This window comes from Mycobacterium paragordonae (genome assembly GCF_003614435.1).
In the GTDB taxonomy this organism is placed as follows: domain Bacteria; phylum Actinomycetota; class Actinomycetes; order Mycobacteriales; family Mycobacteriaceae; genus Mycobacterium; species Mycobacterium paragordonae.
Genome location: NZ_CP025546.1, coordinates 2,701,825 through 2,725,908, shown reverse-complemented (window position 1 = coordinate 2,725,908; position 24,084 = coordinate 2,701,825). Strand labels below are relative to the sequence as shown.

Annotated in this window: 20 protein-coding genes; 6 read left to right on the top strand and 14 right to left on the bottom strand. The window is 66.9% G+C overall.

The window, feature by feature from the left end:
• Positions 1-2: 2 nt before the first annotated feature.
• Together C0J29_RS12770 and ppc are read right to left on the bottom strand one after the other, a co-directional pair.
• Positions 3-824, bottom strand: coding sequence for a DUF1206 domain-containing protein (locus C0J29_RS12770; RefSeq protein WP_120792536.1), 822 nt, complete (start codon positions 822-824; stop codon positions 3-5).
• A 30-nt stretch (positions 825-854) separates the two neighbouring features.
• Entirely contained in the window at positions 855-3,674 is a 2,820-nt protein-coding gene (ppc, locus tag C0J29_RS12765) for a phosphoenolpyruvate carboxylase (protein ID WP_120792535.1), read from the bottom strand.
• 151 nt (positions 3,675-3,825) lie between these two features.
• On the opposite strand from ppc, the gene secG reads away from it, so the two are divergent.
• Both secG and C0J29_RS12755 read left to right on the top strand, forming a co-directional pair.
• Positions 3,826-4,059, top strand: coding sequence for a preprotein translocase subunit SecG (gene secG / locus C0J29_RS12760; protein WP_055579472.1), 234 nt, complete (start codon positions 3,826-3,828; stop codon positions 4,057-4,059).
• A 7-nt stretch (positions 4,060-4,066) separates the two neighbouring features.
• Positions 4,067-4,495 (top strand): hypothetical protein, encoded by a 429-nt coding sequence (locus C0J29_RS12755; protein ID WP_231513201.1) that lies wholly within the window; start codon positions 4,067-4,069, stop codon positions 4,493-4,495.
• A gap of 36 nt (positions 4,496-4,531) precedes the next feature.
• Here C0J29_RS12755 and tpiA read toward each other — a convergent pair whose 3' ends face one another.
• From tpiA to gap, 3 genes are read right to left on the bottom strand one after another with little or no spacing between them, the layout of a single operon-like run.
• Positions 4,532-5,317, bottom strand: a complete 786-nt coding sequence (tpiA, locus tag C0J29_RS12750) for a triose-phosphate isomerase (RefSeq protein ID WP_120792534.1) — start codon at positions 5,315-5,317, stop codon at positions 4,532-4,534.
• On the bottom strand, positions 5,314-6,552 hold the full coding sequence (locus C0J29_RS12745; RefSeq protein WP_065162554.1) for a phosphoglycerate kinase: 1,239 nt from the start codon (positions 6,550-6,552) through the stop codon (positions 5,314-5,316). Before C0J29_RS12745 ends, tpiA begins: the two co-directional genes overlap by 4 nt.
• A gap of 2 nt (positions 6,553-6,554) precedes the next feature.
• Positions 6,555-7,574 (bottom strand): type I glyceraldehyde-3-phosphate dehydrogenase, encoded by a 1,020-nt coding sequence (gene gap / locus C0J29_RS12740; protein ID WP_065162553.1) that lies wholly within the window; start codon positions 7,572-7,574, stop codon positions 6,555-6,557.
• A gap of 399 nt (positions 7,575-7,973) precedes the next feature.
• Between gap and C0J29_RS12735 the strand changes: the two genes are divergently transcribed.
• On the top strand, positions 7,974-8,714 hold the full coding sequence (locus C0J29_RS12735) for a beta-xylosidase (protein ID WP_420872768.1): 741 nt from the start codon (positions 7,974-7,976) through the stop codon (positions 8,712-8,714).
• 33 nt (positions 8,715-8,747) lie between these two features.
• Here C0J29_RS12735 and C0J29_RS12730 read toward each other — a convergent pair whose 3' ends face one another.
• The 4 genes from C0J29_RS12730 to C0J29_RS12715 form a co-directional block, all read right to left on the bottom strand.
• Positions 8,748-10,166, bottom strand: a complete 1,419-nt coding sequence (locus C0J29_RS12730; RefSeq protein ID WP_120792532.1) for a phytoene desaturase family protein — start codon at positions 10,164-10,166, stop codon at positions 8,748-8,750.
• Positions 10,163-11,920, bottom strand: coding sequence for a DUF3556 domain-containing protein (locus C0J29_RS12725; protein ID WP_120792531.1), 1,758 nt, complete (start codon positions 11,918-11,920; stop codon positions 10,163-10,165). The genes C0J29_RS12730 and C0J29_RS12725 overlap by 4 nt, the downstream gene beginning before the upstream one ends.
• A gap of 136 nt (positions 11,921-12,056) precedes the next feature.
• On the bottom strand, positions 12,057-12,482 hold the full coding sequence (locus C0J29_RS12720; RefSeq protein WP_065162549.1) for a hypothetical protein: 426 nt from the start codon (positions 12,480-12,482) through the stop codon (positions 12,057-12,059).
• 89 nt (positions 12,483-12,571) lie between these two features.
• On the bottom strand, positions 12,572-13,777 hold the full coding sequence (locus tag C0J29_RS12715) for a PucR family transcriptional regulator (protein ID WP_371872488.1): 1,206 nt from the start codon (positions 13,775-13,777) through the stop codon (positions 12,572-12,574).
• Positions 13,778-14,044: 267 nt separating this feature from the next.
• Between C0J29_RS12715 and C0J29_RS12710 the strand changes: the two genes are divergently transcribed.
• Genes C0J29_RS12710 through C0J29_RS12700 form a run of 3 tightly spaced genes read left to right on the top strand, consistent with a single transcriptional unit; the run spans position 14,045 to position 17,703 of the window.
• Positions 14,045-14,800 (top strand): 1-acyl-sn-glycerol-3-phosphate acyltransferase, encoded by a 756-nt coding sequence (locus C0J29_RS12710; protein ID WP_065162573.1) that lies wholly within the window; start codon positions 14,045-14,047, stop codon positions 14,798-14,800.
• A 36-nt stretch (positions 14,801-14,836) separates the two neighbouring features.
• Complete coding sequence (fadD12, locus tag C0J29_RS12705; protein WP_174814895.1) at positions 14,837-16,438, top strand: acyl-CoA ligase FadD12; 1,602 nt, start codon at positions 14,837-14,839, stop codon at positions 16,436-16,438.
• On the top strand, positions 16,435-17,703 hold the full coding sequence (locus tag C0J29_RS12700; protein WP_065042593.1) for an alpha/beta hydrolase: 1,269 nt from the start codon (positions 16,435-16,437) through the stop codon (positions 17,701-17,703). The genes fadD12 and C0J29_RS12700 overlap by 4 nt, the downstream gene beginning before the upstream one ends.
• Before the next feature lie 3 nt (positions 17,704-17,706).
• Here the strand turns inward: C0J29_RS12700 and C0J29_RS12695 are convergent, their stop codons facing one another.
• The 5 genes from C0J29_RS12695 to uvrC all read right to left on the bottom strand — a co-directional run bounded on the left by C0J29_RS12695 (position 17,707) and on the right by uvrC (position 24,076).
• A complete protein-coding gene (locus C0J29_RS12695; protein WP_065042594.1) occupies positions 17,707-19,089 on the bottom strand; it encodes a WS/DGAT/MGAT family O-acyltransferase in 1,383 nt (460 codons plus the stop codon).
• Between the two features lie 163 nt (positions 19,090-19,252).
• Positions 19,253-20,230, bottom strand: a complete 978-nt coding sequence (whiA, locus tag C0J29_RS12690; RefSeq protein ID WP_082977736.1) for a DNA-binding protein WhiA — start codon at positions 20,228-20,230, stop codon at positions 19,253-19,255.
• The gene (yvcK, locus tag C0J29_RS12685) at positions 20,227-21,255 is read right to left on the bottom strand and encodes a uridine diphosphate-N-acetylglucosamine-binding protein YvcK (RefSeq protein ID WP_065042596.1); all 1,029 of its coding nucleotides are present in this window, start codon (positions 21,253-21,255) and stop codon (positions 20,227-20,229) included. The genes whiA and yvcK overlap by 4 nt, the downstream gene beginning before the upstream one ends.
• Positions 21,252-22,136 (bottom strand): RNase adapter RapZ, encoded by an 885-nt coding sequence (gene rapZ / locus C0J29_RS12680; RefSeq protein ID WP_065042597.1) that lies wholly within the window; start codon positions 22,134-22,136, stop codon positions 21,252-21,254. Before rapZ ends, yvcK begins: the two co-directional genes overlap by 4 nt.
• Entirely contained in the window at positions 22,133-24,076 is a 1,944-nt protein-coding gene (gene uvrC, locus C0J29_RS12675) for an excinuclease ABC subunit UvrC (RefSeq protein ID WP_065042598.1), read from the bottom strand. The genes rapZ and uvrC overlap by 4 nt, the downstream gene beginning before the upstream one ends.
• Between the last annotated feature and the right edge of the window lie 8 nt (positions 24,077-24,084).

Here is a 24,084-nt window from a genome sequence, read left to right as displayed (position 1 = left end):
GCCTACATCTTGGTTGAGCGGGCCAGCACAAAGCTGTACAGGCCATAGGTGATGATCCCGGCGCCGGCAGCGATCAACAGCACTACGCCATAGGGCTGAGCGCCCAAGGTCTTGAGGGCGCCGTCGAGTCCGGTGGCCTTGTCCGGCTCGGAGCGCGATGCGGCGACAACCACCAGGACACCCGCTGTGGCGATGACCACCCCTTTCCCGACGTAACCCGCCACGCCGAGTCGGCGCACCAGCTTGCCCGACCTGCCGTTGAGGTCGTCGACGAATTTGCGGCCGGCGCCTTTGTAGATGTGATAGCCACCCACCGCGACGATGCCGATCCCGCCCGCGATCAGTGCGATGGTGCCGGCGGTGCTCTGCATCAGCCTGGCGCTGATGGTCGAGCTCTGCTCTCCGGCGGATCTTCCGGCGCCCCGGGCGAATCCGAAAGTGGAGTAAGCGAACCCGAGATAGACAACGGCGACGCCGAAGGTCTTCGCCCGTTGCATTCCGCCGGGTGAGTCCTGCGAGTCGCGGTCGGCCGCACGGCCGAGAACCGTTTCGATGAGCCGCCACAGCCCGAGCGTCAGCAAGACGACAGCGGCGATCCACAGGGCGAAGGGCCCGCCAGGGCGCGACGCCAACGTCGCCAATGCCCCGGACTGGTCAGCGGTGCCGCCGTCGCCGAGCGCGATTCGGATGGCCAGGTAGCCGATGATCAGGTGCAGGATCCCGCTCGCCACGAACCCGGCGCGCGCGAACTTCTCGAAGACGCCGTTCTGGGCTACCTGCGTGGCGGTGACCGTCGGCCCTTGGTCATTCTTGAGGTCAGACATGGGGCTCCCTTCGCTCGAAGGGATTGCCCGTTATCCGCTGTTACGTAACGCGCTGGCGAGTCCGTTCATGGTCAGCAGGATGCCGCGCTGCATCAGTTCGTCGTCCTCGCCCCCGCGGTAGCGGCGCAGCAACTCCACCTGCAGATGGTTCAGCGGTTCCAGGTACGGGAACCGGTTGAACACCGAGCGTGCCAGCGCCGGGTTGTCGGCCAGCAGGTCCTCCTGGCCGGTGATGCGCTTGTACATCGCGATGGTGCGGTGGTGCTCGTCGACGATCTTGTCGAAAACCCTGCTGCGCAACGATTCATCGTCCACCAGCTCGGCGTAGCGGGCGGCCAGCCCGAGATCGCTCTTGGCCATCACCTGCGCCATGTTGGACAGCACGCTGCGGAAGAACGGCCACCGCTGGTAGAGCTCGTGCAGCACCGCGAGCCGGTCCTCTTCGCTGTCCGGTCCCGCGGTGATCCACTGCTCGAACGCCGTACCGGTGCCGTACCAGCCGGGCAGCATCACCCGGGACTGGCTCCACGCCAGCACCCACGGGATGGCGCGCAGGTCCGAGATCGATTCGGTCGGCTTGCGTGACGACGGCCGGCTGCCGATGTTCAACGACCCGATCTCGCTGACCGGCGTGGAGGCCTTGAAATACTCCACGAAACCCGGTGTGTCATGCACCAGTTCGGCATAGGCGCGCTGCGCCAGGGTGGCGATCTCGTCGAGCACCGCATAGGCCGGCTCCGCCGCGTCACCGAGGCCTTCCACGTCGAGCAGCGTCGACTCCAGCGTCGCGGCCAGCAGGCTTTCCAAGTTGCGCCGGGCCGCCTGCGGTTCGGCGTACTTGGCGGCGATCACCTCACCCTGCTCGGTGAGCCGAAGCGATCCATTCACCGCCCCCGGCGGCTGGGCCAGGATGGCCTGGTAGCTGGGGCCACCGCCGCGGCCCACCGTGCCACCGCGACCGTGGAAGAGCCGCAACCGGATTCCGCCCTTGCGGGCCGCTTCGACCAGAGCGAGCTCCGCCCGGTACACCGCCCAGTTGGCGGCCATATAGCCGCCGTCCTTGTTGGAGTCGGAGTAGCCGAGCATCACCTCCTGCATGTCACCGCGGGCGGCCACCATGGCGCGGTAGAGCGGAAGATCCAGCATCGCCTGCAGGATCGACGCCCCGTTGTGCAGGTCGTCGATCGTTTCGAACAGCGGCGATATGCCGACCGGGCAGTAGGGTTCGTCTCCCGACGCGTCCAGCAGGCCGGCCTCTTTCATCAGAATGGCTGCTTCGAGCACGTCCGACACCGACCGGCACATGGAGATGACGTAGTTGGGAACCGCTGCGGGACCGTAGGTTTGGATGGCGTAAGTCGCCGCCCCGATGATGTCGAGTTCTTTGCGGGCCAACTCCGACAGCTTGGCACCGGCGCGTACCAGCGGGCGTCGGGTGCCGAGTTCGGCGACCAACAACTCGACGCGTTCGTCTTCGGGCAACGAGGTGTAGTCGGGGTGCACGCCGGACCAGGCCAGCAGTTCGGCGACGACTTCCTCGTGCACGTCGGAGTTCTGCCGCAGGTCGAGGGCAGACAGGTGAAAACCGAAGACGTGCACGGCTTCCCGCAGCAACGCCAGCCGGTCATCGGCCAGGACCGCACTGCCTTGGGTGCGCAGTGAGGCGTCGATGGTGTCGAGGTCCGCCCGCAGCTCGCCGGGTGTGGCGTACGCCGGCAGGCCTAGGTCGAGGGTGTGCCGCGGTTGCTCGTCGAGGATGTCGGCAGCCGTGGCGCTCAGCCGGGAACGGATCACCCGCAGCGCGCGGCGGTAGGGCTCGTCGTCCCGTGCCTTGTCCTGGCACCCTTCGGCCAATTCGGCGAGTTCGGGCGTGATCGTGAGGAGCCGCGACGACATCGACAGCTCCTGCTCGAGCTGGTCGACTTCGCCGAGGTAGTGGGCCAGTGCGGTGTAGGCGGCACTGCCGGTGGCCAGCCGGACCACGTCGGCGGTGACATTGGGATTTCCGTCGCGATCACCGCCGATCCAGGAACCCGGCTGCAGCATCGGCCCGGACAGCAGGTCGGCGTCGGGCCAGCGGGCCCGCAGTGCCTCCCGGACTTCGGCGTTGACCTTGGGCATCACCTCGAAGAACGAGGCCGGGTAATAGCGCAGGCCGGCCGCGATCTCGTCGCTGATCTGCAGGCGGGAGAGCCGGATGATCGCGGTCTGCCAGAGGGTGAGAATCTGGCGGCGCAGTTCGGTTTCGATGCTGCGCCCGCTGTCGGTCTGGATGTGGCCCTCGGCATGCAGCCGCATCAGCTCGGTGATCCGGTGTTGGGTGACGAAGACGGTGCGGCGCCTGGTCTCGGTGGGGTGGGCGGTGATCACCGGGGCGACCAGCGCGCCCTCGAGGGCTTCGGCCACGGTCGCCGAGTCGAGTTCGCCCGACTCTTTCTTCGAGTCGAGTTTCGCGTAGGTGGCGGCCAGGCTGCTGTCCTGTGGCGGCTCACCGGCGGCGACGTGGATGCTGCGGCGCCGTTCGCGGTGGATGTCCTCGGCGACGTTGGCCAGCAACGCGAAATGGGTGAAGGCCCGGATGACCGGGATGGCCTGGCGGATGTCGATGCCGTCGAACATGCGTGAGACCTCGTTGCGGTCGATCTCCGATCGCCGCACCCGAAACGATTCCACCCGTGCGCGTTCGACGAGGTCGAACACCTCTTCGCCGTTCTGCTCGCGCACGGTGTCACCGAGGATGGCGCCCAGCATCCTGATGTCGGCGCGCATCGGCTCGGTCGCCTCGCGCCCCAGTTTGGTGCGATGGACGTCGCCGATCGGGTCCAGGGCGGTATCGGTCACGTCAACCATGCGTCTAAGTATCGGTGCAGACCTTCGAGTCGGCTATTTGGGCGTCGGCTATTTGGGCGTCGGCTATTTGGCGTCGGCCATTTGGGCACGGGTGCCGCCCCATCGCTTGCCGGTCGCGAGCCTTTTGCCTGCATTCGGTAGGCTGCCCGTTATGGAATTGGCTCTACAGATCACCCTGGTGGTCACCAGCCTGCTGGTGGTGTTGCTGGTGCTGCTGCACCGCGCCAAGGGTGGCGGGCTGTCGACGCTGTTCGGCGGTGGTGTGCAGTCGAGCCTGTCCGGGTCGACGGTCGTGGAGAAGAACCTGGACCGGTTGACCCTGTTCATCGTGGGTATCTGGCTGGTGTCCATCGTCGGCATGGCACTGCTGATCAAGTACCGCTAGGCACGTCATGAGCTGGCCGGCCCAGCAGGGCCAATCGTCGTGGCCGGCCGAGGGCGTCGTGATCACCACCCAGTTCATGCCGCTGTCGTTCATGCTGGCCTTGTTCAAGCCCAAGCTCCTGATAGACGGCTACGAGGGACCACCGTTGTCGTGGGGTCGCAACGTGGTGCCGGTGCGGCCTGGTCAGCACCGGGTGCACGTGCACGTGCCGTACTGGCTGCCAGCACAGATCGGGCCGGCCGACACCCTGGTCGACGTCTACCCGGGGCACTGGGTCGAACTCGAATACAAGGCGCCGGTCTGGGGGTTCAGCCCCGGTTCGCTCGGTGCGCCACCGCAGAGCTACAACGGTGTCGGCATCACCGTGGCGTTGATGGTCATATTGCTGGCCCTGGTGTTCGTCTTTCCCCTGCTGCTGTTGCTTATCGCAATCTGACGTAGGGCGCGAGCCACCCCAGGGACTCTCAGCCCCTTACGGCAGCGGTCCCCCGGCAGCGATCGCCGCCAGCGTCGCGAACTGCTCGCCGTCCAGCGATGCGCCGCCGACCAGACCGCCGTCAATGTCCTCCTGAGCGACCAGGTCGCCGACGTTCTTGGCGTTCATCGAGCCGCCGTAAAGCACCCGGACGGACTGGGCGATCTGTGGTGAGGCCAGCGCGGCAAGCTCTTTACGGATCGCCGCGCACACCTCCTGAGCGTCGGCCGAACTGGCCACCCGGCCGGTGCCGATCGCCCAGACCGGTTCGTACGCGATGACGACCTTGTCGATCTGCTCCGCTGACAACCCCGCCAGCGACCCGCGCAGCTGCTCGATGTTGTGCGACACGTGGTTTCCGGCCTCGCGGACCTCGAGATGCTCGCCGACGCAGACGATGGGGGTCAGCTCGTGCTTGAGCGCGGCGGCGGCTTTGGCGGCCACCAGCGCGTCGTCCTCGTTGTGGTAGGTGCGGCGTTCGGAGTGCCCGACCACGACGAAGCTGCATCCCAGCTTGGCCAGGAATGCCCCGCTGATGTCACCCGTATAGGCGCCGGAGTCGTGTTGCGACAGGTCCTGTGCGCCGTAGGTCAGGCGCAGTTTGTCGCCGTCGACCAGGGTCTGCACGCTGCGCAGGTCGGTGAACGGTGGGATGACCGTGACATCGACCTTGTCGAAGTACTTGTCCGGCAACGAGAATGCGATCTTCTGCACCAGCGCGATCGCCTCGAAGTGATTGAGGTTCATCTTCCAGTTGCCGGCGATCAACGGCTTGCGGCTCACGAGTCACCTCCGGTCGGCTGGGGCTCCCCGAGCACCTCGATGCCCGGAAGTGATTTGCCCTCAAGGTATTCCAGCGACGCACCGCCGCCGGTGGAAATGTGCGAGAACGCGTCTTCCGGAATTTTCAGAGCCCGCACCGCCGCAGCGGAGTCGCCGCCGCCGACGACGCTGAACGCGCCCTTTCCGGTCGCCTTGACGATCGCCTCGGCAACGCCGCGGGTCCCCTCGGCGTAGGCCGGGAACTCGAACACACCCATCGGTCCGTTCCAGAACACGGTCTTGGCGTTGGACAGTAGGGTGGTGAACCGCTTGACCGAGCCCGGGCCGATGTCCAGGCCCATCAGGTCGTTCGGAATCTCGTTGGCGGCCACCGTCTGTGGTGGTGAATCGGCCTCGAACTTCTCCGTCACCACGATGTCGACCGGCAACCGCAACACGTCGTGATAGGTGTCCAGCAGCTTGCGGCAGGTGTCCACCATGTCCTCTTCGAGCAGCGACTTGCCGACCGAATAGCCCTGTGCGGCAAGGAAGGTGAAGCACATGCCGCCGCCGATCACGATGCTGTCGGCCTTGGTGGCCAGCGACTCGATCACGCCCAGCTTGTCGGACACCTTCGACCCGCCCAGCACCACCGCGTAGGGCCGCTCGGTGGAACTGGTCAGCTGCTTCAGCACCTTGATCTCGTCGGCGACCAGCGTGCCCGCATAGTGCGGCAACAGCGTGGCGACGTCGTACACCGAGGCCTGTTTGCGGTGCACCACACCGAAGCCGTCGGAGACGAAGGCTCCGCCGGGCCAGACCAATTCGGCGAGCTGCCGGGCCAGGGCGAGGCGTTCGCCGTCGTCCTTGCTGGTCTCGCGCTTGTCGAAGCGGATGTTCTCCAGCAACAGAATGTCACCGTCGGTGAGCCCCTCGGCGCGGGCCAACGCGTCGGTGCCTACGACATCCCCTGCCAACTGCACGTGCCGGCCCAGTTGTTCGCCGAGCGCCGCGGCGACCGGTGCCAGCGAGTACTTCGGGTCGGGCCCGTCCTTGGGACGGCCCAGGTGGGCGGTGACGACCACCTTGGCGCCGGCCTCCAGCAGTGCCTTCAGCGTCGGCACCGAGGCGGTGATCCGCCCGGCGTCGGTGATGTTTCCGTCATCGTCCAGTGGCACGTTCAGGTCCGAGCGCACCAGCACGCCACGACCCGAAACACCTTCCGCGAGAAGGTCTTCCAGAGTTGGGACGCTCACGGCTAGAGCGACTTGCCGACGAGCTTGACCAGGTCGATGAGGCGGTTGGAGTAGCCCCATTCGTTGTCGTACCAGGAGACGACTTTGGCCTGGTTGTCGATGACCTTCGTCAGCCCGGAATCGAAGATCGAGCTGTGCGGGTCGGTGACGATGTCGCTGGAGACGATCGGGGCGTCGTAGTACTTCAGGATGCCCTTCATCGGCCCGTCGGCGGCGGCCTTCATGGCGGCGTTGATCTGCTCGGCGGTGCCGGGTTTGGCCAGCTCGGCGGTCAGGTCGGTGACCGAGCCGGTCGGGATCGGCACCCGCAGCGCGTAGCCGTCGAGTTTGCCCTTGAGTTCGGGCAGCACCAGTCCGATGGCCTTGGCTGCGCCGGTGGAGGTCGGCACGATGTTCAGCGCCGCGGCGCGGGCCCGGCGCAGGTCCTTGTGCGGGCCGTCCTGCAGGTTCTGGTCCTGGGTGTAGGCGTGGATGGTGGTCATCAGACCTTTGACGATGCCGAACTCGTCGTTGAGGACCTTGGCGATGGGGCCCAGGCAGTTGGTGGTGCACGAGGCGTTGGAAATGATGTTCTGGCTGCCGTCGTACTTGTCGTCGTTGACCCCGAGCACGATGGTGATGTCCTCATCGGTGGCCGGGGCGGAGATGATGACCTTCTTGGCCCCGGCGTCCAGGTGGCCCTTGGCCTTGGCGGCGTTGGTGAACAGGCCGGTGGATTCGACCACCACGTCGACGCCCAGGTCGCCCCAGGGCAGCGCGGCCGGTCCCTCGCGGACCTCCAGCGCCTTGATCTTGGCCGGGCCCACCACGATGGTGTCCTCGCCCTCCAGGCTCACCTCGTAGGGCAGCCGGCCGAGGATCGAGTCGAACTTCAGCAGGTGCGCCAGGGTGTGGTTGTCGGTGATGTCGTTGACGGCGATCACCTCGATGTCGGCGGTGCCCTGCTCCTGCTGAGCCAGAAGGGCCCGGTAGAAGTTGCGTCCGATTCGACCAAAGCCGTTGATGCCAACTCGGACCGTCACGTGTCTCTCCTCTTTCCTGGTGTCCGCTGGTAAGCGCTCGTGGTCAGCCTAGATCAGTGCAGAAACCGTGGCGCGGCCTGACCGGTGACCGCATCGTGATTTAACGATCACAACGTGTGGCAGGGACTAAACCATCCCGAACGTCACCATTTGGAAACGGCACGGTGCGGCGCGGTTCGCGTCTTGGATCGGCGTCTAACAATCGAACCGGTCATCGGGAATGGACCAGACGGATCTGCTGGAGCGCGAATAGAGGAGCTGACGTTGATGACGATCTTCGATCGATTCAACCTCAAGGTAATTGCTGCCGCCGCGGGGGTGTGCGGCGCCGCATTGTCGCTGAGCCCGACCGCGGTGGCGGTGCCGCTGAAGACCGGCGGTCACGCGTGCATCCAGGGAATGTCAGGCACCGCCGGCGCAGCGGACGGCGTTCCCGCGGGAGTTCCCGGCGCGGGCGCCCCTGGCGCGGCAGGCGCCGGCCCGGCAGGCGCGGGCGGTGCGCCGGCATGCTGCGCGTACGGCGGCCCGGCGGCGGGCGCGGCAGGCGCTCCGGCCGCTGGTGGAGCCGCTGGAGCCGGCGGAGTTCCGGCCGGTGGGCCGGCGGCCCCGGCAGCCGGGCCCGGTGGACCGGCACCCGCTGCAGGAACAACGCCCGTGGAGAACTGTGGCCCCGCGAGCGCGCCCATTACCGGTATGTCCGGTGTCGGTGCTCCCGTCGTGGTGCCTGGACCGGTGGGTGCGGCAGCCGTGCCCGCGGTCGCTCCGGTGGTGGTACCCGGGCCGGTAGCGGCACCGGTGCCCGTCGGCGCCCCGGTCCCCGTCGGCGCACCTGTACCGGTGGGCGCACCCGTCCCGGTCGGCGCTCCGGTCCCCATCGGCGCCCCCGTACCGGTTGGCGCACCAGTCCCGATCGGCGCTCCGGTTCCCGTCGGCGCACCCGTGCCGATCGGCGCTCCGGTGCCCGTCGGGGCCCCAGTGCCAATCGCCGGACCCGTCCCCGTCGGTGCACCCGTGCCGGCCGGTGTGCCGGTGGCCCCGATCACCACCATGTCCGGGACCGGGAAGGGCGCACCGACCGGTCCGGCGCCGACGGGTGGACCGGTGCCCGGCCAGCCGGTTATGCCCGGACCGAACGGCTGACCTCGTTGCAGGGGCGGCGCTGAGGCAGCCTCGTCAGGTCGTCTGGAGCCAGCGCAGCGCTGACTCGGCCGCGTGGTAGCCGCACAGTCCGTGAATGCCGGCTCCCGGCGGCGCCGATTGTGAGCAGAGATACACCCCCGGCACGCCGATGCGATAGGGATCGATCGCGATGCGTGGCCGGAACAGGATCTGCAGCTTGTCGTTGGCGCCGCCGATGATGTCGCCGCCGATGTAACTGGCGTTTCGGGCTTCCAGCTCAGCCGTGCCGGTGCTCACCGTGGCGATGATGCGGTCGCGGAATCCCGGCGCGAACCGTTCGATCTGATCGACGACCGCCGCGGTCGCATCGCCGGTGTAACCGAATGGCACGTGCGCGTAGGCGTAGACCGGGTTGATGTTGCCCGCCGATCGTGTCGGGTCAGCCAGATACTGCTGACCGAGCAACACGAACGGGCGCTCGACCATGGTGCCCTGCGCGCGCCGCCGTTCGGTGTCGGCAACCTCCTCGAAGCTGCCGCCGAGATGCACGGTCCCCGCTTTGGCACAGTCCGGATTCGTCCAGGGGATGTCGCCCTCGATGGCGAAGTCGACTTTGAATGCCGAGGACCCCTCGCGGTAACGGCTATAGGACCGTTTGATCCGGGTGGGCATCGCATCGCCGTAGATCCCCAGCACCTGGGCGGGGCTCAGGTCGAGCATGACGATGTCGGCGGTCGGGATGTCGCGACGGCGGGTGACCTTGACACCGGTGGTGACCCGTCCTCCGACGGCGTCCAGGGCCGCGGCCAGCGCTTTGGTGATCGCGCCGGACCCGCCTTTGGCGACGGGCCAGCCGTAACGATGCCCGCTGGCCAGGATCATCAATCCCAGTGAGGCGGTCAATGGCCGGTCCAGTCGGGTGTAGGCGTGTGCGGCCGCTCCGCCGAAGAGCGCTCGTGCCTGTTCGGTGCGGAAATAGCCGGCGACCGTGGTGGCGGGTAGCAGAGCGCGCGGACCGAACGACGCGAGCCGCAACGGATGCCGCGGAATGTTGATGACCGGCCGCAGCAGATCCTCGGCCAGGTCGTCGAATCCTTTCGCTAACCCGCCGACGGCGGCCCGCCAACGTCGGCGGTCGGCGCCCATTCCCTTGGCGGTCTTGGCAACCGACTGATACAGCATGCCGACGGAACCGTCGTCGAGCGGATGGGCGCAGTCGGCCTCCGGCCATTTCCAGGTCAATCCGTAGCTCAGCAGATCGATCTCCTGCCAGAACGGTGATCCGACACCCAGCGGGTGAAACGCCGAGCAGTGGTCGTGAATGACGCCGGGCACTGTCAGTTCGCCTGACTGTACTCCCCCGCCGATGGTGTCCTGGGCCTCCAGGACGTGCACATCGATGCCCTGGCGGGCCAGGTGAATCGCCGCGGCCAGACCATTTGGCCCGGCACCGACGATGATGGCTTTGGTCATGAGGTTCCGTGGACGACGGGCTCGGTGGTGACGTGCACCGGAAAGTCGTCGCCGGGTTCCGGCCACGGCTGGCGGGTCAGCATCTCGCTGACGTCCACGTAGCCGGATTCGATGAGACCGGACTTGGCATCGACGATGCGATACCACTGCTTCTGAATGTGGATCGGCTGACCCTCGAGGACGATGACGCGGACGTCGCCGTCCTCGAAGTCGCAGCGCCGCTGCAGTGCCTCCAACAGCTGTTCGTTGTGGAGGTGACCCTCGCCGAAGTTCCACCCGACCAGTGGCCCAGCCACGATTTCACCGTCCCGCACCCGGTAATCGGCCTCGTTGTCGATCGCTCGGGGCAGCAGGCCGTTGAGCGCGCGGCCGTGGGTGTGCATCGCCCGGAATGCCCCCACTTTGTCAGACATCACCTCGGCGGTCGGCGCGCCGTACAGCTTGGTGAGCTGATTGACAACCAGCGCAGAGCTTTTCACCACGTTGGCTTCGATTTTGTCCTCGGCGCCCGTGCGGAAACACCAGGTGCTGGTGGCCCAGTTTCCGGCGTAGTAGCGCATCGCGGGAAGGAACGAGATCTTCTCGGGGAACATGTTTCCCACGATGACGATGGCGACCGCGATCGCGATGAGGGCCAACAACAGTGGCTGTCTCAGGTCTGTGGCGCGGATCGCGCCGTAATGCCCGAACAGATAGAACAGCGAGAAGATGAAGAAAACGTTCCACTCCAACGGAACTCCCATCGGGAGGTTGGACAGGATGTTGAGGTGGAAGATCACCATGAATCCGATCAGGAACCAGCGCCACGGGTGATCGCCGGCGAAGAACACCAGCACCGTGGGAACGATGAATTCCGCTGTGGTGCCGCCGACGTGGGCCATGAACTTCGGCAGCCAGGTGGGCCGCAGATCGTTGACGTGGTCGCGGTAGAGCAGGTGCTTGACCGGTAGGAACAGTCGGCTGCGCAGTAATGCGTTGTTGCTTGTCATTACGGCCACCACGTAGGGGAAGTGGTGGTTGAGTTTGGAAGTCGCCGCGCCCCACCAGAGGAACAGCATGATGATCTTGAACGCGGCGATCTGATCGGTGAACGGGAAGAAGAACACGAACAGCTTCAGCCAGTAGTGTTCGCCGCGGGCGGCCAGGAAGATGGTTTTGTCGCGAAGACCCAGCAGCGCCAGGGCGACGATCGTCGGGACGACCAGAAGCGGGTCGATCAGACCGACATCACCGGCGGCCGTCGCCGGCACGCCGTGCCCCGGTGACAACAACGCCCACACCGCGCTACCCAGCACGACCGCGTACAGCGCGACGTCGACGATGCCGCGCGAGTCGCCGCGGGTCAGGGGCACCTTGTCGGGCCAGGCCGGCAGGCGAATCGTCTTGGGGCGCAACCAGTAAAGGACACCGCCGATCGGCGGCATGAAGCGCCCGGTGAGCGGCCCCGACCCGCAACCGAGCCCGAGAACCTCGAAGAGCAGGGTGAAGATGATGACCTTCTGGTACACGATCGGTTGCGTCCACCAGTCGGCGATGTGGCTAAGCCCGCCCAGACCGGGGGTCAGCGAGATGATGGCCGCCGGAGCCGCCACATACAGGCCGATCTTGAAGAGGTAGAGCAGATAGACCGCGTACGGTGTGCCGAAGCCGTTCTCCGCCCAGTGCCGGGTGACGACCTCGAGCCGCGTCGCCCGTGGCAGCGTCAGCCAAGTCTCGTGATCGACGTCGGGAAGGTCCGGTGAGATGAATCCCATGGCTGGCCCCATTCCAGGAGGGAGCGTTAGTGGCCAGTCCAATGTATCGGCACGATGCGGCCCACCCGAAGGCCTATCGGCCGAGTTTCGGAAGCCCGCTCCCAACCCGGTGAATGTTATTGGCTTATATGGTGATTCAGCGAAGCACCGGACCTCCCGCGCCTTCCGGGCCGGACAGCGCCGTCCGGTCGCCCGGCCGGACGCGGCGAACCGCCCCGGAAGCCTGCCAGCGGGAACGCCATCCGCGCGACCCCTCAGTGCGCACGGATGGCTTGCCCGCCGCCCCCAGCGACCGACTGCGGTCGCTGCCCACACACCGTGGACGCGGCGTGACTCGCGGACCCTGTAGACGTTGAATCAGCTCGTCCAGCAGCTGTCGGTCCTGGCGCTGCATCCCCAGGAACCGCCGAAGATCACGCACCCGGTCGGCGCGGCCTTCGGTCTCCGCGATGACAATCGCCCGTTGATAGATGTCCATCTGCAGATTGGTGCGCTTGCAGATCTGAGCGATCAGGCGCAGCACACAATCAGCCTGGCTGCCGGTGGCTGCGGGCCGGTCCATGTGTGCCTCTTTCGGTTGGCGCTTGACGTGGGCAAACGCTAACTCTCCGAAGCGATTGACCCGCTATGCGCCGAAACCGAAGTTAACGATCACTTTTGTGCGCGCAGCACAGCCGGGGCCATCCACCGGCACGCCTCCAGCGCGGTCTGGACCTTGAACACCGCATCGGGATCATCGAAATCCTGGCCGCAGAGTTCCATCGCTTGACCGACCCGGTACTGAATCGTGTTGCGGTGCAATATCATTGCGTCCGCGGTGGCGACGTAGCTGCGGTTGCGCACCAGGAATTCGCGCAACGTCTCGCGCAGCCATTCGTTGCGCTCGTCGGCGCCGGCGAGATCGCCGAGCACTTCACCGACGAACCGCCGCAACTCTTCCACGTCGCCGGCCATCAGCGCCACCGGCGCCACGTCGTCGTAGAAGACGACCGGCGCGGCGTGGCGGTCCCCGCCGGCCAGCACCACCGTCTTCACCAACTCGGCCTGCTTCATCGATGCCCGGAAACCGCGCAACCCGTCACCAGACCGGCCGCAGGCCACCCGTGCCCCGATGCACGCCGACTCGAAGGCGCCACGGACGCCCGACAGATCGGGGGCAGCGCCGACCGAGAACCACAATCGCGCCTCCCGCTCGTCGGTCGGCACCAGCAACGACCGGCCGGCCGCATCCAGCTCGGCCGCCATCAGGCAACGGACCTCATCGAAGCGCGCCACCACCTGGTCGATGGGCACCGAGCCATCCACCCACACCACCGCCGCGACATGGCGACCGTCCAGGCCGTAGCGCAACACCTTTTCGGCGCGCTGCACGTCGACCGGAGTTCCGGCCAGCACCTCGGTGACCCAGTGCTGCTGCATCCCGCCACGGCGGCTCAGCCAGCGATCGTGTTCCTCCTCGTACGCGAGGATCATCTGGTCGGCCACCAGATCGACGACGCGCGCCGAGCGGTTCACCAGGTCGATGATCGTGGGCACCTGCTGGCGCGGCTCGAGGCGCGACACGTATTGCATCGCCACCTCCAAGAACCGTGCGTGACCCAGCCGGTGCGCCCGAACCAACGGCGCCAGCGGTATATCCCGCTGCGCGGACGCCCGCGCATAGGCGAGTGCGGCGGCGGGCGCCTCGAGCAGCGCCGTTGGGGCGTCCCGTTCCAGGTAGTGCACCGCGGCCACGAAGTTCTCGGTGAGGCTCGCGTGCCACAGGTCCAGCATGCGGGGGTCGTAATTGAGACCCTGAATCTCACCTTTCATCATGTCGAACAGCTCGGTGGTGAAGGTGTCGCGAATAGCGTCCATCTGCCGGGCGATCACCGATACGCACCCGGAACCCACCGCACTTCCCGCCTCGGCCACCACGGGTGTCCCTTCTGCAGCCACGTAAACCTGGAACCCATGCACACTGTGCACCTTCGAAGGCTGGTACGGGACGGTTTCGCTCACGATGCCGGCACACAACCGCGAAGGCGGTCGCTACGATCTGAGGGACTCGACGGCAAGGGAGCCTCAGTGAGCAACGAGAACGACGATCCGAATGCGGGCGATATCGGGAAGTTCGATCCGGGAATGACCCGTCGCATGATCAGCGTCATGCGGCCGATCCTGAAGACCTACTTCAGATCCGAGGTGCGTGGCCTCGACGTGTTCCCGCCGGGCGGAGCTCTGGTGGTCGGCAACCATTCCGGTGGTCAATTCCCGATGGACGTCCCGATCTTCAGCACCGACTTCTACGACGCGTTCGGCTACGACCGGCCGGTGTTGACGCTGAGTCACGACATCCTGTTCATGGGCCCCACCGCGGACTTCTTCCGCAAGACCGGCTACATCCGGGCCAACCGGGAGAATGCGGCCGCCGCACTGCGCTCCGGCGGGGTGGTCGTCGTTTTCCCCGGCGGGGACTACGACGCCTACCGGCCGACCACAGCGGAGAACGTCATCGACTTCAACGGCCGCAAGGGTTATGTGCGCACCGCCATCGAGGCGGGGGTTCCGATCGTTCCCATGGTGGGCATCGGTGGCCAGGAGACACAGCTGTACCTCACTCGCGGTACCTGGCTGGCCAGAAACCTGGGAATCAAGAGGTTGCTGCGCAGCGACATCCTGCCACTGTCCTTCGGATTCCCGTTCGGGTTCAGCGCCGCCATCCCGCCCAATCTGCCGCTACCCGCCAAGATTGTCATGCAGGTGTTGAAACCTATTGATATAGCAGCGCAATTCGGTGACGACCCGGACATCGACGAAGTCGACGAGCATGTCCGGTCGGTGATGCAAGAAGGGCTCAACGAGCTCGCCGCCAAGCGTCGATTCCCGATTGTGGGCTGAGCCATGGCATCTCGTCTTGAAGAGGGCCTCGCAGAGATGCTGGGCGTGTTCACCACCCTGCGCCGTGCGGGCATGATCGCGCCTATGCGCCCTGACCGTTACGTGCGGATGGCCGCCGCGATGCGCCGCGAGGGCATCGGTTTCACCTCGGGCTTTGCCGGTGCGGCGCAACGCTGCCCCGACCGTCCCGGCCTGATCGACGAACTCGGCACCCTGACGTGGCGGGAACTCGACGACCGCGGCGATGCGTTCGCTGCCGCGCTGCAAGACCGGCCGGGTGGGCCGCCCAAGGTGGTCGGCATCATGTGCCGCAATCACCGCGGTTTCGTCGATGCACTCCTGGCGGCGAACCGGGTCGGCGCCGACGTCCTGCTGCTCAACACCTCCTTCGCCGGTCCCGCGCTGGCCGAGGTGGTGAGCCGGGAGGGTGTCGACGCGATCGTGTACGACGAAGAGTTCACCGCGACGGTGGATCGGGCGCTGGCCGACGCGCCGAACGCCGCCCGCATCGTGGCGTGGGCCGACGGACCGCACGAGCTGACCGTCGAGAAACTCATCAATTCCCACACCGGGCAGCGGCCCCGGCGGACCGGTGGCAAGGGCAAGTTGATCCTGCTCACGTCCGGAACCACCGGAACACCTAAGGGCGCCAAGCATTCCGGCGGCAGCGGAGGTATCAAGACGCTCAAGGGGGTGCTGGACCGGACGCCGTGGCGGGCCGAGGAGCCGATCGTGATCGTGGCGCCGATGTTCCACGCCTGGGGGTTCTCCCAGTTGGTGCTGGCCTCTTCGCTGGCGTGCACGGTCGTCACCCGGCGCAAGTTCGATCCGGAGGCGACGCTAGCGCTGGTCGACCGCCACCAGGCCACCGGGCTGGCGGTGGTGCCGGTGATGTTCGACCGCATCATGGAGCTGCCCGACGAGGTCCGAAATCGCTACAGCTGCAAGTCTTTACGTTTCGCCGCGGCATCGGGTTCCCGGATGCGCCCCGATGTCGTCACCTCCTTCATGGACCAGTTTGGCGACGTGATCTACAACAATTACAACGCAACCGAGGCGGGCATGATCGCGACCGCCACTCCGGCGGACCTGCGCGCGGCACCCGACACCGCGGGCACGCCGGCAGACGGGACCCAGATAAAGATCCTGGACTCCGATTTCAAGGAAGTGCCCACCGGTGAGGTCGGCACCATCTACGTGCACAACGGCAGTCAGTTCGATGGCTACACGTCCGGGAAGACCAAGGACTTCCATGCCGGCTACATGTCCTCGGGCGACGTGGGATACCTCGATGCGAACGGCCGCCTGTTCGTGGTGGGCCGCGACGACGAGATGATCGTCTCCGGCGGGGAGAACATCTACCCGATCGAGGTGGAAAAGACGCTGGCGGCCCACCCGGAGGTGGCCGAGGCGTCCGTGATCGGGGTGGACGACGAGCAGTACGGCCAGCGGTTGTCGGCGTTCGTGGTGCTGGAGCCGGGTTCTTCGGCAACGGTCGAAACGCTCAAGCAGCACGTCCGGGACAACCTGGCCAACTACAAAGTGCCACGCGAGATCACGCTGCTCGACGAGCTCCCCCGCGGCAGCACCGGCAAAATCCTGCGCAACGAGCTCAAGGCCCGGGTGAGCGGCTCATGAAGGTGCTCGAGCACCTGCGCCGCCCCCGGCCGCTGACCCGGGCAACGCTGGAACTCGTCAACGCCGCCAACGGGTTACGCCCGATCACCCGCAACCCCTACGCGTCACCGACGGTGTTCTCGTTCGGCTGGCCCACCTCCGAGGTACCGGGCCTGTACGCGTCGGTGTCCGCATTGGATGCCGTGCGCCGCGGCCGGCGGGGTGACTTCGCCGGGCCGAAAGGCAAACTGGCGCTGGCTCTGACGGCGGCGTCCTGGGCGATCCTGGCCGTCATCCGGTACCGCGGGATCACGACCCCCGGTCCGATTCTGGAAGCCGGGCTGACCGAGCAACTCGGCCCCGACTACGCCGACCAACTCAAGGCCCTGCCCACCGAGCCGACCCGTCGGGGTCGGCGCAATCTGCCGATGCGGACCACGGTGGCGCGGCGCCGCTTCGTCGACAAGCAGAACATCGTCTCTTACGGTCCGCACGGACGCGCCAACCTGGCCGACATCTGGCGCCGCAAGGACCTGCCGCTGGACGGGAAAGCGCCTGTCCTGCTGCAGATTCCAGGCGGTGCCTGGATGATCGGGTGGCGCCGCCCGCAGGCGTATCCATTGATGAGTCACCTGGTTTCGCGGGGCTGGGTGTGCGTGTCGATGAACTACCGGGTGTCTCCCTGGCACACCTGGCCCGCCCACATCGTCGACGTCAAGCGCGCGCTGGCATGGGTCAAGGAGAACATCGCCGCTTACGGCGGGGACCCGAATTTCGTTGCGCTCAGCGGCGGTTCGGCCGGCGGACACCTCACGGCGCTGGCGGCCCTGACCCCCAACGACCCCAAGTTCCAGCCCGGCTTCGAAGACGCCGACACATCGGTGATGGCGGCCGTCCCGTTCTATGGCCGCTACGACTGGTATTCCACCGAGGCCCCCGGACGCGCGCAGTTCGTGCAGGTGCTCGAAAGATTAGTGGTCAAGCACAAACTCGACACGCACCGGGAGATCTACGAAGACGCCTCCCCGCTGCGGTACGTGCATGTGGACGCGCCGCCGTTCTTCGTCCTGCACGGCACCGATGACTCCCTCATCCCGGTGGCCGAGGCGCGGGAGTTCGTCGAAGAACTGAGGTCGGTGTCGAAGGCGCCGGTCGCCTACGCCGAATTGCCCAACGCCCAGCATGCCTTCGACATCTTCGGATCTCCGCGGGCGAACAAGGCCGCCGAGGCGGTCGCCCGCTTCCTGTCCTGGGTCTACGTGACCAACTATTCCGGCGACCGCTAGCTACTAGAGTCCGGCAGCGCGTTCCAGCTCGGCCAGCGCCGGCTCGATGGCGTCGGCCATCTCGTCGATGTCGTTGGCCACCTCCGGCGTCGTCACGAATCCGAAGTCCAGGTACTTCTGGTAGGAGAAGCAGGTGATGTTGAGCGCGACGTCCATCACCGGCGGTCCCAGCGGGACCAGCGAGTCAAGCTTGGCCCCGGCCATGTACAGCGGGATGGGCGGGCCGGGCACGTTGGAGACGACGAGGTTGATCGGCGCGAGGTTGTGCGACAGACCGCTGGCGGTGTAGGCGCGCGCGGCCAGCTGCAGCAGCCCGGGCGGCGTGGTCTCGGTCAGGCCCATAATCTGATGCGCCGAAAGCGCTTTCGCCATTTCCTTGGCGTTCTGGGTGCTCTCGTGAATGGCCTTCAGCCGCTCGGCCGGGTCGTCGATGTCGGTGGCCAGTGACGCCGTCATCGAGCTGATCTGGTTGCCGACATCGTCCTTATTCTCTTCGGTGCGGGTGGACACCGGGATCTGGGCGATCAGCGGCTTGTAGGGCAGCTCGTCGCGCTTCTGCAGGTACTCGCGCGCGGCGCCCGCCACCAGCGCGAGCACCACATCGTTGAGCTTGACACCGAAGGCGTCTTTGACCGCCTTGACGCGGCTTAGTTCCACCCGGCAGCCGGTGATACGCCGGTGCGGCGACACCGGCGCATTGAACCGGGTCTTGGGGGCGTCGAAGTAACGCGGCGGCCGGGCGCCCACCCCCAGCGCGGCGATCTGCTGACGCACGGTCTGCTCCAGCAACCGGGCGATGCGGAACGGGGTCATGATGCCGACATTGATCAGCGCACCGAGCGCACGCCGCTCCAGGCCCGGGATGGTGAAGCCGACGAATCCCACCGTTTCCTTTTGCGGCGGGCGCGGTTCGACGGTGACGTCCAGCAGGATCTCACCGAGTCCGGCGCCCGAAACGCCGTCGACGATGGCGTGGTGCATCTTGGTCAGCGTGGCGATGCGGCCGCCTTCGACGCCTTCGATGACCCACAGTTCCCAGAGCGGCCGGGAGCGGTCCAGCTTGTAGGACATCAACCTGCCGACGAGTTCCTCGAGTTCGCGCCGGCCGCCGGGAGCCGGCACCCCGATGCGCCTGACGTGGAAGTCAATGTCGAGTTCCTCGTCCTCGACAAACCACGGCCGGTCCAGCCCAAGTGGCGCACCGGTCACCCGCCAGCGCAGCTGCGGTATTTCTGGCAGCCGCTCGATGAGCAGTTCGCGCAGGCGCTGAAAGCTGTAGTCGGGTGCCTTCTTGGGGTCGCAGATCGCCAGAGCACCGACATGCATATGCCAGCCGGCGGTTTCGGCAGACCAGAACGCCGCGTCAACACTCGAGAGCCGTTTCATCCCACGACCGTAGCCCGCAGCCACCCAACGAAGCCAACATTTCTTTCTCACAGCGCGCGTCAGTCTTTCTCACAGCGCGCATCAGTCAGGCCGAGCAGACGGAACCTCGCACGGAAACAACCGGTTTTGTGCGATTTTGCGCCTGCTCGGCGAACTCGCGTGTCTAGGCGTCTTCGAGCAGGTCGGGGGTCACCGCGGATTCGGTGTCCGGAATCCCGTCCACTTTCGCCTTACGGTCGGCCATCGACAGCAAGCGCCGAATACGGCCTGCTACAGCATCTTTCGTCATCGGCGGGTCGGCGAGCCGACCCAACTCCTCCAGCGACGCCTGCCGGTGTTCGACACGCAGCTGGCCCGCGGTGGCCAGGTGGTCGGGCACCGTGTCGCCGAGTATCTCCAGCGCGCGTTCCACCCTGGCGGCCGCGGCCACGGCGGCGCGCGCCGAGCGGCGCAGGTTGGCGTCGTCGAAATTGGCCAGCCGGTTGGCCGTGGCGCGAACCTCGCGACGCAGCCGGCGCTCCTCCCAGATCAGCCGGGTGTCCTGGGCGCCCATCCGGGTGAGCAGGGCGCCGATCGCCTCGCCGTCGCGCACCACCACCCGGTCGGCGCCGCGAACCTCGCGGGCTTTGGCGCTGACCCCGAGCCGCCGCGCCGCACCCACGAGCGCCAGCGCCGCCTCCGGCCCCGGACAACTCACCTCCAGGGCCGAGGAGCGGCCCGGTTCGGTCAACGACCCGTGCGCCAGGAAGGCTCCCCGCCAGGCCGCCTCGGCATCTCCGATGCTGCCGCCGACGACCTGTGCCGGCAGGCCGCGGACCGGACGTCCACGCATGTCGAGCAGGCCGGTCTGGCGGGCCAGTGCTTCGCCGTCGTTGGCCACCCGCAACACGTACCGGGTGCTCTTGCGGATTCCGCTGGCCGACAACACATGCACCACCGCGTTGTAGCCGTACAGGTCGAAGATGTCTTTGCGCAGCCGCCGCGCGATGCTGCCCAGGTCCACCTCGGCCTCGACGACGACCCGGCCGGCCACGATGTGCAGCCCTCCGGCGAACCTCAGCAGGGACGTGACCTCCGCGCGCCGCGCGCTGACCGACTTGACCACCAGGCGGCTCAGCTCGTCCTTGACTTCGGTCGTCATCGCCACGCGTCGTCACCCCTCGGTCGTGCACCGTCGCTCGGTATCTCTTCGGTGGCCTTCACCGCGGGCGCCGCCGGATCCTTTTCTCGCACACGCACCCCGTCCAGGACTGCCGCCAGCTTGCCCGGGTCATGTAAAGGTGTACCAGGTCGGGCCACGTCGGCGAAGTGGACCTCGGCCTGCAGCAGTGTCGCGGTGCGTCGCAGTTGGTCACGCTCGCGGTCGCTGGGCACTCGTTCGGCGTCGATGATGATGTCGTCCACGGTGAATCCCGGTGCATGCTGGGCTAGCACGTGCAGATGCCGTTCCACCGAAAAGCCTGCGGTCTCCCCCGGCTCCGCGACAAGATTCAGCACCAGCGCCTTGCGGGCTTCGGTGGCCTGCAGCGCCTGGTGCAGCCCGGGCACCATCACGTGCGGGATCACGCTGGTGAACCAGGAGCCCGGTCCCAGCACCACCAACTCGGCCGACATGATGGCGTCGACGGCCTGCCGGGTAGCCGGGGGGTCGGCCGGCAGCAACCGCACCCGACGCACCTTGCCGGGTGTCGACGCTATGGCGACCTGGCCCCGGAGCACCCGGAACATGCGTGGGTCGGACTCCAGCCCGGACACGTCGGCCTCGATCTGCAGGGCGATCGGGCACATCGGCAGCACCCGTCCTTTGACGCCGAGGATGCGCCCGATCTCGTCGAGGGCCGCGACCGGGTCGGCGAGCAGCTCGGACATTCCGGCCAACAGCAGGTTCCCGATCGGATGCCCGGCCAGCGCGCCGCTCCCGCCGAACCGATGTTGCAGGATGGTCGCCCACAACCGGCCGTGCGGACTGTCAGATGCCAACGCGGCCAACGCCATTCGCAAGTCGCCCGGTGGTACCACGTCCAGCTCGCTGCGCAGCCGGCCCGAGGAGCCGCCGTCGTCGGCGACGGTCACGATGGCGGTGACGTGCGGTGTCAGCCGGCGCGCCGCCGACAGCGTCGCGTACAGGCCGTGGCCGCCGCCGAGCGCGACGATGTTGTCTGTCATTCGCGGCCTAGATCCCGATGCAGCGCCCGCACCGTCAACTGCGGATCGGATCTCAACAGGACCATCAGCGCCTCGGCGATCGCCACACTGCGATGCTTGCCTCCGGTGCAGCCGATGGCGACCGTCATGTAGCGCTTCCCCTCCCGTCGGTAGCCGTCGACCACGAGTGACAGCAACCGATGGTAAGTCTCCAGGAACTCGGCCGCGCCCGGTTGGCTCAGAACGTAGTCGCGTACCGGTTCGTGCTGACCGGTCAGCGGGCGCAGTTCGTCCACCCAGTGCGGGTTGGGCAGGAACCGGACGTCCATCACCATGTCGGCATCCATCGGCAGGCCGTACTTGAAGCCGAAGGACTCTACCGTGACGCTGGTGGTGGCGCCCCCGTTGCCGCCGAAGGCCCGCTCGATGCTTTCCCGCAGTCCGCGCACCGACAGTGTCGACGTGTCGATGATCAGGTCCGCGGTGGCTCGAACCGGGGCCAGCATCCGGCGCTCGGCGGCGATGCCTTCGGCCAGCGTCTGCTGGCCCTGCAGCGGATGACTGCGCCGGTTGTTCTCGTAGCGGCGCACCAGCATGTCGTCGGATGCCTCCATGAAGACCACCCGGGGCGTGATGTTGCGGGTGGCCAGTTCATTGCGCACCTCGTCCAGATCCCCGGTGAATCCGCGGGACCGCACGTCCATGACGACCGCCAACTGGGTGATCCGGGACCCGGCGGCCAACCCGAAATCCACCATGCGGGTGATCAACTGGGGCGGCAGATTGTCGGCCACGTACCAGCCGAGGTCCTCGAGCACCTTGGCCGCCGTGCCTCGTCCGGCACCCGACAACCCGGTCACCAGAACGACATCGATGCCGGCGGAGGTGTCGCTGTTCGTCATTCCGAAGCTCCCGTCGCGTCAGGCCGTAATGCTTCGAGTACGGCGGTCGCGGTGGCGACGCCGATACCCGGAACGGCGGTGATCTGGTCGACGGTGGCCTCCTTGAGGCGGGCTATCGATCCGAAGTGGGTCACCAGTGCCTTCCGCCGGTGCTCGCCCAATCCAGGCACGGAGTCCAGCGCCGACGCCGTCATTCGCTTGGATCGCTTGCTGCGATGGTAGGCGATGGCAAAACGGTGCGCCTCGTCGCGCACCCGCTGCAACAGATACAGACCCTCGCTGTTGCGGGGCATGATGACGGGGTCGGGCTCCGCGGGCACCCAGATCTCTTCCAGCCGCTTGGCCAGACCGATCACCGCGACGTCGGTGATGCCCAGTTCGTCCAGCACGGCGCTGGCCGCGTTGACCTGCGGTGCGCCGCCGTCCACCACGTAGAGGTTGGGCGGGTAGGCGAACCGGCGCGACTTGCCTTCCGCGGTAAGCACATTGGGGTCGCTCTGGTCACTGAGGTGTCGCAGGAACCGGCGCCGCGTCACCTCGGCGATGGACGCCACGTCGTCAGAGCGTCCCTGTCCCGCGGCCTCGCGGATGCCGAAGTGCCGGTAGTCGGATTTGCGCGGCAGGCCATCCTCGAAGACCACCAGCGAGCCGACGACGTCGGTGCCCTGCACGTGGCTGATGTCGACGCATTCGATGCGCAGTGGGGCGTCGGCCAGACCGAGAGCATCCTGAATGTTCTGCAGCGCGGCCGATCTGGCGTTGAAGTCGCCGGCGCGCTTCAACTTGTGTTGCTGCAGCGCCTCTTTCGCATTTCGTTCCACCGTTTCGGCGAGCGCCCGCTTGTCACCGCGCCGCGGCACCCGCAGGGTGACCTTCGCGCCGCGCAGCCCGGACAGCCAACTTGCCAGTTCGTCGTGGTTGGACGGCAGGCATGGCACCAGCACCTCGCGCGGCACCGGGTTGACGGACTCGTCGGCGGCACCACCGAGCTCGGCCTGCTCTCCGTAAAATTGCGTCAGAAACTGCTCCACCAACTGCTCGGCACCGGAATCTCCCGGGTCACCGGACTTTTCGACGATCCAGCCGCGCTGGCCGCGCACCCGTCCGCCACGGACGTGGAAAACCTGCACGGCGGCTTCGAGGTCGTCGTCGGCGAACGCGACCACGTCGGCGTCGGTGCCGTCGCCGAACACCACCGCCTGCTTCTCCATCGCCCGCCGCAGCGCGCCCAGGTCGTCGCGCAGCCGGGCTGCCCGCTCGAAGTCCAGCTCGCCCGACGCCGCGTGCATCTGTTGTTCCAGCTCGCGCGCGAAGCGCTCGGTCTTGCCGGACAGGAAGTCGCAGAAGTCCAGGACGATCTGGCGGTGTTGTTCGGCGCTGACCCGCCCGACGCACGGCGCCGAGCATTTGTCGATGTAGCCGAGCAGGCATGGACGGTCGATCTGGTTGTGCCGCTTGAAGACTCCGTTGGAGCAGGTGCGGGCCGGGAAGACCCGGGTGAGCAGGTCCAGCGTCTCGCGGATCGCCCACGCATGGGAATACGGCCCGAAATACCGCACTCCCTTACGTCGCGGTCCGCGGTAGACCATCAACCGCGGGTACTCCTCGTTCAGGGTGACGGCCAGCACCGGGTAGGACTTGTCGTCGCGATAGCGGACGTTGAAGCGCGGGTCGAACTCCTTGATCCAGTTGTATTCCAGCTGGAGGGCCTCGACCTCGGTGTTGACCACCGTCCACTCGACCTTTGCCGCCGTGGTCACCATCTGGCGGGTTCGTGGGTGCAATCCGGCGACGTCGGCGAAGTAAGACGTCAGCCGGCTGCGCAGGCTCTTGGCCTTGCCGACGTAGATGACGCGGCCATGGGTGTCCCGGAACCGGTAGACGCCCGGCTCGACCGGGATGGACCCGGGCGCAGGACGGTAGGTAGCGGGATCTGGCACGTGTCCAG